Source organism: Zunongwangia sp. L-65, assembly GCF_056859415.1.
Map to the genome: position 1 here is coordinate 1 of NZ_JBSXOK010000046.1, position 18,816 is coordinate 18,816.

Annotated in this window: 11 protein-coding genes; 6 read left to right on the plus strand and 5 right to left on the minus strand. The window is 37.8% G+C overall.

Features of this window, described 5'->3' with window-relative positions; genetic code table 11:
* The coding region (locus AC13DP_RS05370; RefSeq protein WP_483067411.1) for a transposase at positions 1–319 on the plus strand (319 nt) is incomplete at its 5' end.
* 89 nt (positions 320–408) lie between these two features.
* On the opposite strand, the gene AC13DP_RS05375 is transcribed toward AC13DP_RS05370, so the two are convergent.
* The 5 genes from AC13DP_RS05375 to AC13DP_RS05395 form a co-directional block, all read right to left on the minus strand.
* Positions 409–2,961, minus strand: coding sequence for an adenosylcobalamin-dependent ribonucleoside-diphosphate reductase (locus AC13DP_RS05375; protein WP_347406935.1), 2,553 nt, complete (start codon positions 2,959–2,961; stop codon positions 409–411).
* 381 nt (positions 2,962–3,342) lie between these two features.
* The gene (locus AC13DP_RS05380; RefSeq protein WP_347406936.1) at positions 3,343–4,788 is read right to left on the minus strand and encodes an alpha-amylase; all 1,446 of its coding nucleotides are present in this window, start codon (positions 4,786–4,788) and stop codon (positions 3,343–3,345) included.
* 52 nt (positions 4,789–4,840) lie between these two features.
* Positions 4,841–5,986 (minus strand): SusE domain-containing protein, encoded by a 1,146-nt coding sequence (locus AC13DP_RS05385; RefSeq protein ID WP_272957515.1) that lies wholly within the window; start codon positions 5,984–5,986, stop codon positions 4,841–4,843.
* 18 nt (positions 5,987–6,004) lie between these two features.
* Positions 6,005–7,627 carry a RagB/SusD family nutrient uptake outer membrane protein gene (locus AC13DP_RS05390; RefSeq protein ID WP_013072240.1) on the minus strand — a complete coding sequence of 541 codons (1,623 nt, stop codon included), beginning with the start codon at positions 7,625–7,627 and terminating at the stop codon, positions 6,005–6,007.
* A gap of 10 nt (positions 7,628–7,637) precedes the next feature.
* Positions 7,638–10,565, minus strand: a complete 2,928-nt coding sequence (locus tag AC13DP_RS05395; protein WP_041578929.1) for a SusC/RagA family TonB-linked outer membrane protein — start codon at positions 10,563–10,565, stop codon at positions 7,638–7,640.
* A 239-nt stretch (positions 10,566–10,804) separates the two neighbouring features.
* Here AC13DP_RS05395 and AC13DP_RS05400 point away from each other — a divergent pair, with 239 nt between their 5' ends.
* The 5 genes from AC13DP_RS05400 to AC13DP_RS05420 all read left to right on the plus strand — a co-directional run bounded on the left by AC13DP_RS05400 (position 10,805) and on the right by AC13DP_RS05420 (position 18,447).
* Positions 10,805–11,824: a LacI family DNA-binding transcriptional regulator gene (locus AC13DP_RS05400; protein WP_347406937.1), complete on the plus strand. Its 1,020-nt coding sequence runs from the start codon at positions 10,805–10,807 to the stop codon at positions 11,822–11,824.
* 141 nt (positions 11,825–11,965) lie between these two features.
* Complete coding sequence (locus tag AC13DP_RS05405) at positions 11,966–13,321, plus strand: MFS transporter (protein ID WP_347406938.1); 1,356 nt, start codon at positions 11,966–11,968, stop codon at positions 13,319–13,321.
* Positions 13,322–13,355: 34 nt separating this feature from the next.
* Positions 13,356–14,012, plus strand: coding sequence for a beta-phosphoglucomutase (pgmB, locus tag AC13DP_RS05410; protein ID WP_347406939.1), 657 nt, complete (start codon positions 13,356–13,358; stop codon positions 14,010–14,012).
* 12 nt (positions 14,013–14,024) lie between these two features.
* Positions 14,025–16,325, plus strand: coding sequence for a glycoside hydrolase family 65 protein (locus AC13DP_RS05415; protein WP_347406940.1), 2,301 nt, complete (start codon positions 14,025–14,027; stop codon positions 16,323–16,325).
* Positions 16,326–16,335: 10 nt separating this feature from the next.
* Complete coding sequence (locus AC13DP_RS05420) at positions 16,336–18,447, plus strand: glycoside hydrolase family 97 protein (protein WP_347406941.1); 2,112 nt, start codon at positions 16,336–16,338, stop codon at positions 18,445–18,447.
* Positions 18,448–18,816 lie beyond the last annotated feature (369 nt).

Below are 18,816 nucleotides of genomic sequence, written 5' to 3' on the forward strand. Positions count from 1 at the left end.
GTTTATTTCTAATGAATTTGATCTTTCTGCCCAAGAAATGACACGGTTTTACAGCAGAAGATCGGATATTGAAGTGTTTTTAGCGTTCATTAAGCAAGAACTCCATCTAAGCCATTTGGTTTCCATGAATAAAAATGGTATCGAAGTAATGATTTACATGACATTGATTGTCGGCATGCTTATCCTTATCTATAAAAAACCAAACAATATCGATTATAAAACAGCCAAGAGAAGATTTAAAATGGAAGTAACGAATTTAATTATTGCAATGATAGTGACCTTTTCCGGAGGAGATGCCAACAAATTATTTAAAACTTAAAGTGGCCGGAATTTCTTCCGACCACTAGTGCCAATAGGCAGCCTTTAGTTAACACTTAAAAATATGTATTTTTTGTGAATCTTTTTCTGCTATCCACATTTAGATGACCCACAATCTTTACAGGTTAAACAACCTTCCTGATAGATAAGGTTAGAGGAATTACAATTAGTACATTTCTCTTTTTTGGCTACGGTACCATCTGCTATGAAGCGTTTTAAAGCTCTTGCAACTCCATTTTTCCAGGTATTGATGGATTCTGAATCTAATTGAAGACTGTTTACCAGGTTCACCACATTGTCTATTGGCATACCATGTCTTAGTGTACTGGAAATTAATTTGGCATAATTCCAGAATTCAGGATTAAATTTGTGGGATAAACCTTCAATAGTGGTTTTGTAACCTCTTTTATTTTTATACTGAAAATCGTAGCGGGACGTCCCGTCTTCATTTCGGTTTTTTATAATCAAGCCTTCATTTACCCATCTAGGGATTAGGATGCCGTCTTCATCGTCTGAAAATCCTGTGAAAATCTCGTAAGGACGACCATCAATTAGTCCTATAAAGGCGATCCATTTATCTTTGCTGTTTTGGAAACGAACTACATCAGCCTCTAAAACCTGTGGGCGCTTTGTAGGAAAAATACCGTTTCCTTCTTTTTCTTCTTCTTTTTTCTCGTCATTAGAAATCAAAACGCCAGAACGTGATCCGTCACGATAAACGGTAACTCCTTTGCAGCCCGCCTGCCATGCTTCAAGATATAACCTGCCTACCAGATCTTCACTAACATCATTAGGCAAATTGATCGTCACACTAATAGAATGATCTACCCATTTTTGGACAGCGCCCTGCATTCTTACTTTACTTAACCAGTCTACATCATTACTGGTGGCCTGGTAATAGGGAGATGCTTTTACAAGTTCGTCCAGCTCGGTATTCGAATAGTTTTTATCAATATCGTGACCGTTTATCTTCATCCATTCTTTAAAACGGTGATGGAAAACTACATATTCTTCCCAGCTATCGCCAACTTCATCTACAAAATCAACCCTAACATCTTTATCGTTAGGATTTACTTTTCTTCTACGTTTATAAACCGGTAAGAAAACAGGCTCGATCCCAGAAGTGGTTTGTGTCATTAAACTGGTAGTTCCGGTAGGCGCGATGGTTAAAAGTGCAATATTCCTACGACCGTATTCTAACATATCATAGTATAATTTTTCATCGGCTTCTTTCAATCGAAGGATAAAAGGATTTTCCTTTTCACGATCTGAATCAAAAATACCGAATGCACCTCTCTCTTTTGCCGTTTCTACTGAAGCACGATAAGCTGCAAGGGCAATATTTTTATGGATTTCAGTAGAAAACGCTACCCCTTCTTCGCTTCCGTATTTAATACCAAGTCCGGCAAGCATGTCACCTTCTGCAGTAATACCAATCCCGGTTCTACGGCCTTCCTCAGCCTTCTTTTTGATGTTTAACCACAGATTTCTTTCAACACCTTTTACATCTTCATTTTCAGGATCAGCATCTATTTTTTGTAAGATGGCATCGATTTTTTCTAACTCCAGATCGATGATATCGTCCATAATTCTTTGTGCTGCGCTTATGTGTTTTTTAAAAAGTGTGTAGTTGAATTTAGCTTTTGTAGTAAAAGGATCTTCAACATAAGAGAACAAGTTAATAGCCAGTAAACGACAAGAATCATAAGGACAAAGTGGGATTTCACCACATGGGTTGGTAGAAACCGTTTTATAGCCAAGATCCGCATAGCAATCTGGTACGGATTCGTTAATTACCGTGTCCCAAAATAGAATCCCAGGCTCTGCTGATTTCCAGGCGTTATGAACGATTTTTTTCCAAAGCTTTTCGGCTTCAATCTCTTTACTGAATTTAGGCGCATCACTAAAAACAGGATATTTTTGTGTGTAAGCAGTTTTATTTTTTACCGCTCTCATAAAATTATCGTCAATTCGTACAGAAACGTTCGCCCCCGTAACTTTACCCTGCTCCATTTTTGCATCAATAAAATCTTCTGAATCGGGATGGTTGATTGATACGGAAAGCATTAAGGCGCCACGACGACCATCCTGGGCCACTTCTCTGGTAGAGTTGGAATAACGCTCCATAAAAGGAACAATTCCCGTTGATGTTAAAGCGGAGTTTTTAACCGGGGAGCCTTTAGGTCTTATATGGGAAAGATCGTGACCAACACCACCACGACGTTTCATTAATTGTACCTGCTCCTGATCGATTTTCATTACCCCACCATAAGAATCAGAGCTCCCCTCATTGCCAATCACAAAACAGTTAGATAACGAAGCGATCTGGTAAGGATTTCCTATTCCTGCCATCGGGCTTCCCTGTGGTACGATGTATTTAAAGTCTTTAATAAGATCAAAAACTTCATCCTCGGTCATTGGGTTTGGATATCGCTGTTCTACACGGGCAATCTCTTTGGCAATTCTACGGTGCATATCGTTAGGGGTTTGCTCGTAGATGTTGCCGTCTGAATCCTTTAAGGCATACTTGTTAACCCAAACACGGGCGGCAAGATCATCACCTTTAAAATACGCTAAAGAAGCTTTAAAGGCTTCGTCTTGAGTGTATGTTTTAGAAGCTTTAGGTGTTGTTTGTACAGGCATAAATCACGTCGATTAAAATTAGAAAAGTAAATTTTGGTAGGGTAAATGTAAATAAATTATTAAGACGTGAAATGTTATGTTTTTTGAAAGTTATCAATAAAAAGCTGTTAATAACTTAGTTTTTAAACGTTTAAGATTTTATCAACACTGTGAAGTTGACAAAAAAAGAAAACTTTCAATACATGTGATTTGGAAAAGTTTTAGATGCTGACTGCTAACGGATAAGGAAAAAAATAAAAGCGTAAGTATCTTTTATACCATCTGAATAGAATTTAAAAATAGAATTTACTTTTTAAAAAACATGTTTTTATATCATAAAAAAATCAAAAAACGGGATAAATAGATTTTTATCCCGTTTTCTATGAAATTGGTAAAATGAAGTTATTCTGTGATCGACCAGATCGCATAAGAATTTGCAGGAGCTTCAATAGTCACTTCCCCATCTTCACTTACTTTTGGATGGTAATTTGAATTTTCAGAATAGTCCATTAAAATGGAAGAATCCCAACTTGTGGTTATTGTTCTTCTTTTTGTACTTGCTGAAATGTTCATATAAAGAATAAGACCAGGATTTTCTGAGTTTCCACTTCTTTGCATGATGTATTCGTCATTATCGGCATAGATTATCTCTAAAGAGCCGGTGGCTAAACTATTATGAATACGTATTAATTTGTTTAACTGCTCCTGGAATTCAGGATTTTCATAATCCAGGTAAAATACGGTAGGATAACCAGGATGCGTCATAATAAAAGCATATGCTTTAAGCTTATTTTCGGGAGCTATGATATTATCCTCGTTAGCATCTTTTTCAGTATCATGATTGGCTGTAAAAGTTACTGCCTTTTCTGGGTTTGTTTGCCAAACCTGATCATCGGTAAGACCTTTTAGATCATGGTTTCTATCAAAAGCCTGTTCCATAACGTAGAAAGCAGCAAAATCAAACACCCCACTTCCGGTAGCTTCAATATGATTTCTTAATACGCCAGGATTGCCGTCCCAAAGTTCACTTACAGAGAATCCGCCAACTTCTTCCAACCAGTCTTTAATTACAAAATCTTCAAAGCCCAGTACATAATCAAAACGCCAGCCATCAAAGCCCATAACATTTTTATAATATTTGGCAACAGAATTTTCATCTTTCCATAACCAGTTTTGAACGCGCTCCCTATGATGATCTAAATTGGTTTCCTGGTAAAATAAACTTCCCGGATCGTAATTGCTTACACTGTTAGGATAAAAATCCTCGTAATTTCTGTTAAACATTCCTGAGGCATTCCCATGAGTTTCGTCGAATAGGGTATAAGTTTCTTTTTCGCGATAGGGATTGTATTCCAGACCGCCGCCAGAGTTATGATTTAATACCATATCGGCGATTACTTCAATATCATTATCGTGTGCTACGCTAATCATTTGTTCCAGGTCTTCGCGAGTTCCAAATCGAGTAGGGATGGTGCCATGCTGATCGTATTCTCCAAAGTCATAATAGTCTGAAGGATCGTAACCCATAGAATAACCACCAGATTGCCCCTTGCTGGCAGGTGGAATCCAGATACGGTTTACCCCCGCATCGGCCCAGGAGCCTAATTTATCAGATATGGTATTCCACCATTCAAATCGTGGTTCCACATCCCAGTAAAAAGCCTGCATCATTACCCCGCTACCATTATCATATTCTGCCAGGTTTAATGCGGAAACAGGTTCTGGTTGTCCTATACTACTATCATCATCTGGATCTACTGTCGTAGTATCATCATCTGAAGAACAGCTAAAGAAAATAACCAAAATCAGTAAATAGAAAATTGGCTTATTTTTAAATGTTTTTTTCATAAAATAGTGAAGTTAAAAAAGGCTGCCGCAGCAGCCTTTTTATATTAATTGATTATTCTGAGATCTGTGGGATCAAGATATAACGTCCATCAAGATCATTAAACCAGATATTGTAAGTCCCAGGAGTAGCCGGCATATTATCTGAGCTACCAAGTCCTGCTTTACCGCTAAGAGCTTCAGAAGCGTTACCCCAGTTATTATCCCAGGCATCGTTAGCTCTAAATTTAAATTCACCATCAGTTAATACAAAATTTGTAGCATACCAGATATGAGGATTAAAGGTAGATTGCGTCATATCAGTATCAGCATCCCAGGCACCTGGTGTTGCGTCACCAATAATACCAATACTCATATAGGTAGGAGCATCGGTAACATTTATACTTTCAAACGAATACGTGCCATCAGCAACATCGATGGTGAAACTGTAGTAAGCATCATCAGCAACTGGGAACGCCTGGGGATCATCATCTAAAATGGCACTACTAGTAGCAATACCATCGTTAATACCCCATTGTGGCTGCCAGTTTCCTAAACTTTCTAATAGTTTAAATCCTTCAACACCATCGCCCCCTGCAAATCTACCGTCAAAATAATAGATATCATCGTTTTCTCCATCTCTAAAGATTGGTGTGTTGTTATTGTTATTGTTCCATCCCGCTGCGGTAGCATCACCTACTAAATAAAGTTCTCTTTTAAGCTCGATACCTTCAGAAGATTCTGGGAGGGTAACAGAAACGCTTAAAATGTCTGAAGTTTGCTCTACTACATTAGCAGCATCTGTACCAACATAAGCTCTAACTCTAAAATAGATGTTGCCGCTATTTGGAGCATCGGTTTCAGGGTCATTGTCTAAACCAGCTTCATTTGCTAATTCCAGCATATCACCAACAGTAACCGCAAGATTATTTTCTGTAACATCACCTAAAACAGAATAGTTACTAAAAGCTTCTTTACCGGCTCCCTGCAATTCATAATTTACCGGTGTTTGTACGCCAAAATCTACTTCGTTCCAAACAAAACGTTCCGCTAGGTTATCAGTGTTTGGAGCTCTTAATGTATAGGTGTTTGCGGTTTGATTCATAAACGCAATCCCATCTGGATCTGGCTTTGCAGTAAAAGTGAAATCATCATCTTCTGTACAAGCTGTAAAGCTCAATATTGCGATAAACGCGATGAATAATAGTGTTAACTTTTTCATTGTGTCTTGTTATATTTATTAATAGCCTGTATTTTGTGTTAAATTAGGATTGATTAGGATGATGTTACTAGGTAGTGGGAACAAAACTCTGTAATCGCTTACCGATGTCCCAGATTTTGAACCTCCCTTAAATGGCCATAGATAGCTACCCGTTGTAAAATCATTATAGCGAATAAGATCTGTTCTTCGTTGACCTTCCCAGTACAATTCGCGTGCTCTTTCATCCAAAACGAAATCTATATTTAGATCGCTGGAAGAAATATTACCATCAGCATTTCCAAAAGCTCTTTCCCTTAGCTCGTTGATGTAACCTACAGCTTGTTGAATATTTCCGCCGGATCCTCCACGAGTAACCGCTTCGGCATAAGTAAGATATATTTCTGCCATTCTAATTACGGGAAGATCGGTATCTACAAAATCACCACCAGCATCACTACCGGCATTTCCTTCAGAATCAATATTTTTGAATTTTGTTACCGCATAACCATCGGTAAACGTATTGGCGATTGTGTTGATCTCAAGATTTTGTCCTTCTGTAAAAAACATAGCTCTTTTATCCGCCCATTCCGTTGGGTTACCATCTTCATCTGAAGCGGTTACTGCATAATCGAATTTGTTAACCAAGGCTTTTGTGGTCCTTAATCCAGACCATCCACCATTTACACCGAATTTAGAAGCATCCATATCTCCACCAATCGCAGCATGTACAAGGAAGGTTGTTCCTCCATAAGTTCTGGAACTGTTACCGTCAAAGTTTAAAGCGAATATAAATTCATCCTGAGCACCATTACTATCGTTATCGGCTAGGAAAAGTTCGTCGTATGCCGAACCATTACCATTAGCATCTACGGTATTAATTCGGTAAGAAGAATTAATAACCTGGTTTGCATAGGTAATAGCATCAGTATAATGATCTTCTCCAATCCACACTTCAGCATTTAAATAAAGTTTAGACAGTAAAGCCCATGCCGCAACACGGTCTACACGACCATATTCATTAGCACCGCTTTCCATTAATATATCCTGAATTTCGGTTAATTCAGTTTCGATAAAACTAAAAATCTCTTCCCTGGAGTTTTGCGCTGGTAACTCTGTAGAAATTTGTGTTACTAAAGGAACATTTCCATAAAAGTCAATAAGGTTATAATAGGCAAAAGCTCTTAAGAACCGTGCTTCGGCAATAAAAGATTCTATCGCCGGATCCTCTAAAGAGGAGGCATTCGAGATAAACGAGTTACAAAATGAAACTTCCTGAGCAAGACGATAATACATCGCAGTAGTAAAGTCGTTACCAGCTCCCCAGCTCATAGCGTGTAAATTTGGAAGTCCCGGGTCACCCCATCCTACCACAGCATTATCCGTAGTTAGCTCATTTAGACTAAATAGCATTCTGGAATACTGTGAAGTACCTTCATCTATCCCAGAAATATCAGGTTGCCCGGCAGGTCCTTCTTGTCCTGTTAAAGCTAAACTCGCATAAAGCTTTGCCAAAGCGCCTCTGGCTTCATCTGCATTGGCGAATACATCGTTTTCTGTAAAACTATCTGGATCGATAGGTGTTTGATCCAGGTCATCATGACAAGACACTAAAATAAGTGTAGGGATGATGAGCGCTAATTTCTTTATATAATTCATTTTCATACTTCTTTTTTTAGAAATTTAGATTTACCCCAACAGTAAAAGTTCTTGGCCTAGGGTAGAAATTGTTATCGATACCTCCATTAATTTCTGGATCAAGACCCTCGTAATCTGTAACGATAAGTACATTTTGTGCAGTACCATAAAGTCGCAGTGTAGATTCTTTAAAGATCTGGTCGAAGGTATAACCTAAAGTAATATTGTCTAGTTTGAAGAACGAAGCATCCTGCACATAGTAATCACTTTGTAAGTTAGTTTCTGTTAAACTCTGGAAACCGGTATTAAAGTAATCTCTATGTAGATTAGTTAGAATGCTATTCTCGGTAGCTCTAATCTCATAAGATTTGGCAGAAGCCATGTTATTGTAAGCATAGTTTCCTAAACTAGCTCTTGATACAACGGCTAGATCCCAGTTTTTAAAACTAACATTGGTATTAAGTCCCATAGTAATATCAGCAAAAGGATCCTTATAAAGATATTTGTCATCATCGTTGATCTGGTTGTCACCGTTACGATCTACATAAGCCCCTTCAATTGGTCTTCCTGCTTCGTCATAAATCTGTTTATAAACCCAGTAGCTAAAAGGAGAATATCCTTCTTTTTGTAACTGGATATTATTACCAGTACCTCCGTTAATACCTCCGGCTTCTACCTGATCGGGTAAATTAGTGATCTCGTTATCATTGTAAGCGATGTTGTATCCAATACTCCATTTGAAATTATCGGTTTGTACAGGTACTACGTTAATTTCAAATTCGATACCACGGTTTTCCATGTCCCCGATGTTTTTATCGATACCATTGGAGAAATTAGTAAACGGGTCTATGGTTACGTAACTAATCATGTCTTCAGTTTTCTTAAGGTATGCATTAACAGACCCTGAGATTCTACTGTTAAAAAATGAGTAGTCGATACCGGCATTGATAGTTTTACCAACCTCCCATCTTAGATCTTCATTGTAAGCTTCTGGGCGGTAAGTTTGGTAATATGATTGCCCAAACTGGTAGTATGCATTAGATCTTGAACCGGTATACTTCGTTAAAAAAAGATAATCACCTAATCCGTTAACATTGGCAATTTCACCATAACCTACACGAAGCTTTAATTGATCAACCGAATTGGAATTGAAAAAATCTTCGTTATTAATATTCCATGCTACGGCAAAAGAAGGAAAATATCCCCAACGGTCTTTTGGATTCAATTTAGAAGAGGCATCCGCTCTTAAAGTAGCAGTAAGTAAATAACGATCAGCATAATTATAGTTTGCTCTACCAAAATAAGATAGTAAAGTACTTCTCCATTTATCAATAAATTCTGAATCGTTTCCTTCTTCTGCAGCTTCACTGTCAAAACTGTAGTTATCGTTTTCGAAACTTTGATAAGAATATCCTAATACAGCATTTAAACTATGATCCTTAAAATCCTTATCATAGGTTAAATAAGCATCAAAAAGTTTATTGGTAGAGTTGTTGGTGTAATTAGAATAAGAACCGTTCCAGTCTAATTGGGAAGATGGCATGTTTTCAGAAACTATCGTTCTTCCGTGACTATTTGTTTTGTCAAGACCAATATTTACCGTAGCTGTTACATCTGGAAAGAAATGGAGCTTATAGTCTACTTTAGCATTTCCTATAAAGCGACGTACTTCAGCAGAATCGTCTTTTTCGTTAATCAACGCAATCGGATTCACCGGAGCCAGGTTATTTAGTACATATCTATCAGCGTCTTCACTATATACCAACCATGAATTATAGTTGCTAAAAGGTGAATTAGCGTCGTAGATGGGCTGTGTAGGATCATAATCTACAGAGGTACCGATGGCATCACGGTTGGCAAATGTGTTTTCTGTGTACATTCCACGTCCGTTAATCTCAAATTTTAAATGGCCATCCATAAAACTTGGTCGTAAGCTTACAGACCCTGTAGTTCTTGAAAAGTTATCTCCTGATAAAATACCATCCTGATCGGTATATCCAACCGAAGCCCGGGTAGGCATAAATCCGCCAATATTTCCGGTAGTACTTAAATTATGATCAAAACCAATTGCCTCAGAATAGATTTCTTTTTGCCAGTTCATATTAGCATTGCCTAGGCGAGCAATAGCCGCTTCGTTTCCAACCTGGTTCACCAAATTTCTAAATTCATCGGCATCCATCACATCTACATAGTTTGTAGGTCTGGATACGGTAGTGTTTCCAGCATAGTTGAACTTAAATTCCTGTCCTTTACCTTTTTTAGTGGTAATTAAAACCACACCATTGGCAGCACGAGAACCATAGATCGCCGTAGAAGACGCATCTTTTAAGACGGTCATACTCTCGATATCGTTTGGATTGATAAAATCTAGCGGGTTTCTAGATCCACCTACATTACTATTATCCAAAGGAATACCATCTACCACGTATAGCGGAGAGCTATTTAAAGAAATAGATCCAATTCCACGAATATTAATATTCTGGCCCTCGCCAGGTGCTCCACCACCAGAAGTTACGGTAACCCCGGCAATTTTACCGGTGATTAACTGTCCTGCAGTATTTACCTGTCCCTGGTTAAAATCTTCAGTAGAAACCTGGTTTACGGCACCTGTTGCATCTTTTTTACGAACGGTACCATATCCAACCACCACCACTTCATCTAGTGTAGCCTGGTCTTCGTCTAATTGCACATTAATAGTTTCTTGTCCTGTGAATGCGATTTCTTTAGTAGAAAACCCTAAAAATGAAAAAGCGATAGTATCTCCAGCTACAAGGTTTTCGATAGTGTATAAACCATCAAAATCTGTAATGGTTCCATTGCTGGTTCCTTTCACAATTACGTTTGCTCCCGGCACCGGCATTCCGGTTGCGGTTTCTGTCACCGTTCCCGAAACAGAATTCTGGGCAAAAAAGCTCATCGGTAGCATGAACAGCAAAAACAATGTGCTTTTAATAAATGTTTTCATAAATTTCCCTATTGAATTTTACTTAGATTATAAACTTTATATTTTTACTTCCTGAGGTTAAAATTATATAAATTTTAAGTTCTTTTTTTGAGGATATTTCAACGAACCCTCACTACAACGTTGTAGTGTTGACAACTTTTCGTTTTTTAGGGCTTTAAAATGTCAAAACCCTAATTTAAACCATGTTTTTGTAGTATTTTTGAAGGGAAGAGCACAGATAATAGTGAAGACTGAATTTTATGAGGCCAAAACTTACGTTAAAACAAATTGCTAAAGAATTAGATGTATCGATTTCAACGGTTTCAAAATCACTTCGGGACAGCCCGGAAATAGGAGAAGATACGAGGCAAAAAGTGCAGGCTTTTGCTAAATTATATAACTATAAACCCAATAACATTGCACTTAGTCTTAAAAATCGGAAGACAAAAACTATTGGGGTTGTTATTCCTGAAATTGTACACCATTTTTTTACTACGGTTATTAGTGGAATAGAGCATATTGCTAATGAAAAAGGGTATAGCGTAATTGTTTGTCTTTCAGATAATAGTTTTGATAAGGAAGTGCTGAATATGGAGATGTTGGCTAACGGTAGTATCGATGGTTTCATTTTGTCGGTAGCGAAAGAAACCATGCAAAAGGGCGATTATCACCATTTAACCGAAGTGGTTAATCAAGGAATGCCTCTGGTGCTTTTTGATCGATCTGTAGAGGAGGTTCCTTCAGATAAAGTAATTATAGATGATGTAAAAGGTGCAAAAAAAGCAGTGCAATGCTTAATCGATAAAGGAGCTAAAAACATAGGGATTATTTCCACAGTTGATTATATAAGCGTGGGGAAATTAAGAACCTTAGGGTATACCCAGGCTCTCCAAGAAAATGGCTTTATGGTGAACCAGAAAAGCATCCTTAAAATCGAGCATATGGATAAGGTAGAATATGAAATTTCAGCCTTTGTAAAAGAATCCAATTTTGATGCGCTTTTTGCAGTTAACGAACATTTTGCCGCAGCAGCAGTGCGAGCCGTTCAGGAAAAGGGCCAAAAAGTGCCCGAAGATGTACAGGTGATAGGCTTTACCGATGGCGAATTATCCAAACGTTTTATTCCCAGTTTGACCACTATTAGTCAGCATGGAAGCCGCATGGGAGAGGAAGCAGCACGATTATTAATCGAAAAATTAGAAAAGTCTCCTGAAGAGGAAGAAAGCTATAAAACCATTATCGTAGATACCGGTTTAATTGAACGAGAATCAACAAAATAATTATTTAATACCATAATCTTTAAATTATTAGCTATATTTATCGCCAAATTAGTTAATTTATCAGAACTTATATTTTTACTTCCTAACTAAAATAAGTTTTGATAAGTCTTAGTGCTTATCGTAACCTTCTAATATTACGATATGCAGAAACGCAGATTAAGTTTCTGGGAAATTTGGAATATGACATTCGGATTTCTCGGGATTCAAATGGGATTCGCATTACAAAATGCAAATGCCAGCCGTATCCTTCAGGTTTTTGGTGCAGAGGTCGAGCATCTCTCTTGGTTTTGGATTGTCGCTCCTGTTACAGGTTTGATTGTTCAGCCTATTATTGGTTATTATAGTGATCGTACCTGGACCAAATTGGGGAGACGTCGCCCATTTTTCCTAACCGGGGGAATTTTAGCCGCCATTGGTTTGGTGCTAATGCCAAATGCCGACTTGTTTATCGCCATTATGCCGTCTTTATGGGTGGGAGCAGGGATGCTTATGATCATGGATGCGTCTTTTAACGTAGCCATGGAACCTTTTAGAGCACTTGTTGCCGATAATCTTCCCAGCGATCAACGAACCTTAGGCTTTAGTATACAAACGGTATTGATTGGTATTGGTGCTGTTGTTGGATCATGGTTGCCTTACGTATTAACTAACTGGTTTGGTTTTACCAATAGAGCCGCGGAAGGTGAAATTCCTTTAAATCTTCTATTATCTTTTATCATTGGTGCGGTTATTTTGGTGGTAAGTATTTTAATTACTGTTTTTACGACCAAAGAATACAGCCCGGAAGAACTGGAACACTTTCACGCACAGGAGGATAAGCCAGGAGCCCTAGTTCCTGATGAAGAAAAATCTAAAATCACCGATATTTTTACCGATTTTGTAAAAATGCCTCATACGATGCGTCAGCTTAGTTGGGTGCAGTTTTTCTCATGGTTTGGTTTGTTCGGTATGTGGGTATTTGCTACCCCGGCCATTGCGCATCACATCTATGGATTACCACTTTCGGATTCCAGTAGTGAAGCCTACCAGGATGCCGGTGATTGGGTGGGAATCCTGTTTGGAGTTTATAATGCTGTGTCTGCAGTTTTTGCGTTTTTCTTACCGGTAATTGCCAAAAAAGTAGGCCGAAAAAACACACATATCATTTCATTGATTATTGGTGGGGCAGGTTTGCTCTCTATTTATATCATGCCTAATGAAAACTGGGTAATTTTAAGTATGGTGGGTGTTGGTATTGCCTGGGCAAGTATTCTTGCGATGCCTTATGCCATTTTAGCCGGAGCAATTCCGCCTCGAAAAATGGGGGTGTATATGGGAATCTTTAACTTCTTTATTGTAATTCCTCAAATCGTGAATGCTATTATTGGTGGCCCAATGGTAAAGTATCTTTACGGTGGAGATCCTATTTATGCATTAATGATGAGTGGTGTAGCCTTTATGATTGCCGCAGTCCTTACCTTAAGAATAGACGACGTAGACGAAGAAGTTGCGAAGTGAGACTAACTGAAAATTTAAGAAACATACTACTAAAATGAATCAAAAAGCTATCATATTCGATCTTGATGGTGTAATCGTAGATACAGCAAAATTTCATTTTCTGGCCTGGAAAAAACTGGCAAATGATTTAGGTTTCGATTTTACCAAAGAACAGAATGAAGAATTAAAAGGAGTAAGCAGGGTAGATTCGCTTAAAAAAATACTGAACTGGGGAAATAGAGAGCTTACCGAAGATGAGTTTAATCGACAAATGCAACTTAAAAATGAAAACTATCTATCTTATGTAAATAAGATGGATAAAGGTGAAGTGCTTCCAGGAGTTCAAAAAGTACTCGATTATTTAAATGAAAATAACACTCCCTACGCATTAGGATCGGCCAGTAAAAATGCTCGTCATATTTTAGAAAAAATCGATTTGAAAGATGGTTTTAATGCCATCGTGGATGGTACGGATGTAAGCAAAGCGAAACCAGATCCAGAAGTTTTTCTTATCGCTGCTGAAAAGCTGAAAGTTGCTCCGCAAGATTGTATTGTATTCGAAGATTCTGTAGCCGGGATTCAGGCGGCAAATAAGGGACAAATGACCAGTATCGGGATTGGTGATAAAAAAACACTACATGAAGCCGATTATATCTTCAATGATTTTACTGAAATCTCGATCGAATTTTTAAAAAATCTACTCCAAAAATAAATAATATCAACAATGAATCAGGATTATATTAAACCAGATGCATGGTCCATTATAGAAGAAGGTTTTGATGCCAAGCGTGTAGAATCTTCTGAAAGTTTATTCAGTATTGGTAACGGCGCTATGGGGCAACGGGCCAATTTTGAAGAGCAATACTCTGGCGACACCTTTCAGGGGAGCTATATCGCCGGTGTTTTTTACCCCGATAAAACAAAAGTAGGTTGGTGGAAAAATGGATATCCGGAATATTTCGCTAAAGTATTAAATGCACCCAACTGGATAGGAATTAATGTCGCTATTAACGAAGAGGCCCTGGATCTAAATACCTGTAAAGAGGTAAAAGATTTTGTGCGTGAACTGAATATGAAAGAAGGCTTTCACCGAAGAAGCTTTGTAGCGGTGATGCCCAATGACCTTGAAGTAAGAGTTACAGCTATTCGTTTTTTATCTATTGTAAATGATGAATTAGGAGTCATAAATTATGAAGTTGAGGTATTAAATGCCGATGCAGTAGTAAAATTCACACCATATCTTGATGGAGGGATCACTAATCGCGATGCAAACTGGGAAGAGCGTTTTTGGCAGACTTTAGAAGTGAACACTGAAAACGATCAGGCTTTTGTGGTTTCTAAAACTTTAAAAACAGAATATCATGTAGGTACCTATATGCAGTCTCAAATTAGCCTAGATGATGAAAAACTTCAGGTAGAAGGAGAAGTAGAGAAAACTGAAGATCAGGTAAGTATTTCGTATGCAGTAAAAGTGAATAGAGGAGAGAGAATTGCGCTTCAAAAATATGCCGGTTATGTAACGGATATGAACCATAGTAAGGATTCTTTAGTTGAAGCAGCAAAAAATGTGCTTGATAAAGCCACAACATCAGGTTTTGCGAAATTACTGCAGGAACAAAAAGAGGCCTGGGCGCAGATCTGGGAAATGGCCGATATTACCATCGATGGTGATGTGAAGGCACAACAGGGGATTCGTTTTAATATTTTTCAACTAAATCAAACCTATTTAGGAAAAGACGAGCGATTAAATATAGGTCCAAAAGGATTTACAGGCGAGAAATATGGTGGAAGTACCTATTGGGATACCGAGGCGTATTGTATTCCGTTTTACATGGCGACTAAAGATCAGCAGGTAGCTCGGAATTTACTGACTTATCGTTATAATCATTTAGAAAAGGCGAAAGAAAATGCGCAAAAATTAGGGTTTACTAATGGTGCGGCGCTTTACCCAATGGTAACGATGAATGGCGAAGAGAGCCATAACGAATGGGAAATCACGTTTGAAGAAATTCATCGAAACGGTGCGATGGTTTTTGCCATTTACAATTATGTTCGTTTTACTGATGATTATAGTTACGTGCCAGAAATGGGACTGGAAGTAATGATCGCGATCGCTAGATTCTGGCAACAAAGAGCAAACTTTAGTAAAGACAAGAATAAGTATGTAATTCTTGGAGTTACTGGACCAAACGAATATGAAAATAATGTGAACAATAACTGGTACACCAATTATTTAGCGAAATGGTGTATCGAATATTGTATAGAAAATATCGAGAAAATTAAGGCAGACTATGCTGAAGATTATACTCGAATTATGGATAAAACCAATTTAGAAGCTGAAGAAATAGCGAAATGGGGAGAGGTTGCTGAAAATATGTATTTTCCATATTCTGAAGAATTCGGGGTGTATCTACAGCAGGATGGTTTCCTGGATAAAGAGATCAAGCCGGTTAGTACGCTTACTAAAAAACAGCGCCCAATTAACCAAAATTGGAGTTGGGACCGTATTTTAAGAAGCTGCTATATAAAACAGGCTGATGTCCTTCAGGGGTTTTATTTCTTTGAAGATCATTTTTCCCAAGAAAACCTGAAAAAACATTTTGATTTCTACGAACCCATTACTGTACATGAATCATCTTTGTCTCCTTGCGTACATAGTATTCAGGCTGCGAAATTGGGTAGAACGGAACAGGCATATACCTTCTATTTAAGGACTTCGCGATTAGACTTGGATGATTATAATCATGAAGTGAAAGAAGGTTGTCACATTACAAGTATGGCAGGAACCTGGATGAGTATTGTAGAAGGTTTTGGTGGGATGCGCGTAGTAGAAGGGAAATTATCTTTTACGCCTCAATTACCGGAACAATGGAATAGTTTCAGTTTTAAAATCAATTTTAGAAATCAGATTTTAAAGATCAATATAGGTAAAAACGAAACTACCTTTTCTGTAGATGGAAACGAGCCAATGACCGTGTTATTAAACGGAGAAGCGATTGAGGTACAAAATATCATAAAAAGCTAAAATTTTAGATATGAAAAAGTTTATTACAGTAATTACAATTTGTATTTCTGTTTTTGGATTACAGGCACAGGAATTAACATCTCCTAATGGTAATCTTGAGATGAAATTCAGTTTAAAAGAAAACGGAACTCCCGCATATCAATTATTTTATAAAGGAGAAGAAGTGATAAAAACCAGTACACTTGGTTTAGAACTACAGGATGATTCAACCTCTTTGATGAATGAGTTTGAAATTTCTGATACAAAAACATCGAGTTTTGATAAAATATGGACTCCGGTTTGGGGAGAACAGGCCAAAATCAGAAATCATTATAACGAGTTGGCGGTTACCTTAGATCAGTCGTCAACAGATCGAAAAATGATCATTCGTTTCCGCATGTTCAACGATGGTTTAGGGTTTCGATATGAATTCCCGCAACAAGAAAACCTGGTGTATTTCATAATTAAAGAAGAGCATACGCAATTTGCAATGACGGGCGATCATACGGCGTATTGGCTTCCGGGAGATTACGACTCTCAGGAATATGATTACACGACGTCTAAACTTTCAGAAATTAGTAGCAAATTCGACGAAGCTTGGGTTGGAAATGCCTCTCAAACCCAGTTTTCAAAGTCGGCAGTACAAACTGCTTTAATGATGAAAACGGAAGATGGATTGTATATCAATCTGCACGAAGCAGCTTTAAAAGAATATTCATTAATGAACCTGAATTTGGATGAAAATAGTCTTGTTTTTGAATCCTGGTTAACGCCCGATGCTATAGGGAATAAAGGATATATTCAGGCACCTGCAGTTTCTCCCTGGAGAACGATAATGGTAAGCGATGATGCTACTGATATTTTAGCATCCAACATTACCTTGAATCTTAATGAACCTAATAAAATTGAAGATACTTCGTGGATCAAACCAATGAAGTATGTTGGTGTTTGGTGGGAAATGATTACCGGTAAAAGTACGTGGAATTATACCGATGAGTTTCCATCAGTAAAATTGGGTGAGACCGATTTTGAAAATGCCGAACCTAACGGAAAACATGGTGCTAATACAGCGCACGTAAAAGAGTATATAGATTTTGCTGCCGAAAATGGTTTTGATGGCGTATTGGTTGAAGGATGGAATGTAGGCTGGGAAGATTGGTTTGGACATTCCAAAGATTATGTTTTTGACTTCGTAACTCCGTATCCGGATTTTGATGTAGAAGGAATCCAAAAGTATGCTGAATCTAAAGGGGTGCAAATGATCATGCATCATGAAACTTCTGGTGCCATTCGTAACTACGAGCGTCACTTAGATACCGCGTACCAGTTTATGAATACATATGATTATCCTGCGGTTAAAAGCGGATATGTTGGGGATATTATTCCACGTGGTGAGCATCACTACGGGCAGTGGGCAATCAATCACTTTCTGTATGCCGTAAAAAAAGCAGCCGATTATCATATTATGGTAAATGCGCACGAAGCGGTAAGACCAACAGGTTTACGCAGAACATGGCCCAATTTAATTGGTAACGAATCGGCTAGAGGAACAGAATTCCAGGCCTTTGGGGGGTCTAAGCCAAATCACGTAACCATTTTACCTTTTACCCGTTTAATTGGCGGACCTATGGATTACACACCGGGAATTTTTGAAATGGATATTAGTAAGATCAATCCTGATAATAACTCCCATGTAAATTCTACCTTGGCCAATCAGTTGGCACTTTATGTAACTATGTATAGTCCGTTGCAAATGGCAGCAGATCTTCCTGAAAATTACAAGCGTTTTCCAGATGCTTTTCAGTTTATAAAGGATGTAGCGTTAGATTGGGATGAAAGCAAGTACATAGAAGCAGAGCCGGGAGAATACATCACTGTAGCCCGTAAAGCCAAAGGAACTGAAAACTGGTTTGTAGGAAACTTAAATGGCACCACACCAAGAACATCAAAAATTAAGCTTGATTTCTTAGAAGATGGTAAAAAGTATGAAGCTACTATTTATGCAGATGCTAAAGACGCTGATTATAAAACCAATCCGCAAGCTTATAAAATCACTAAGAAAAGCGTAACCAGCAAGTCAACTTTAAAACTGACTTCAGCGCCAGGTGGTGGTTATGCGATAAGCATTTTTGAGAAGGAGTAACTAGAACTGAGATCAGTTAATTTGAAAATGTGTTAATGCGAAAATTTGAAAATTAATGTCGGATCTTAAATTTTGAATTATTCTTGAAATGAGTTGTCACTTCGACCGAAACAAAGTGGAGTCGAGAAATCTTTTCACGAAAGAATTTTACTTCGAGTGTTGATATTGAAGAGAATTCAAAAAAAATTAGAAGTGAGATCAATTAATTTGAAAATGTACTAATTTGTTAATTTGAAAATTAATGTCGGATCTTAAACTTTGAATTAGATCTAAAATTCGTTGTCATTTTGACCGAAACAAAGTGGAGTCGAGAAATCTTTTCACGAAAGAATGTTACTTCGAGTGTTGATATTGAAGAGAATTCGAAGA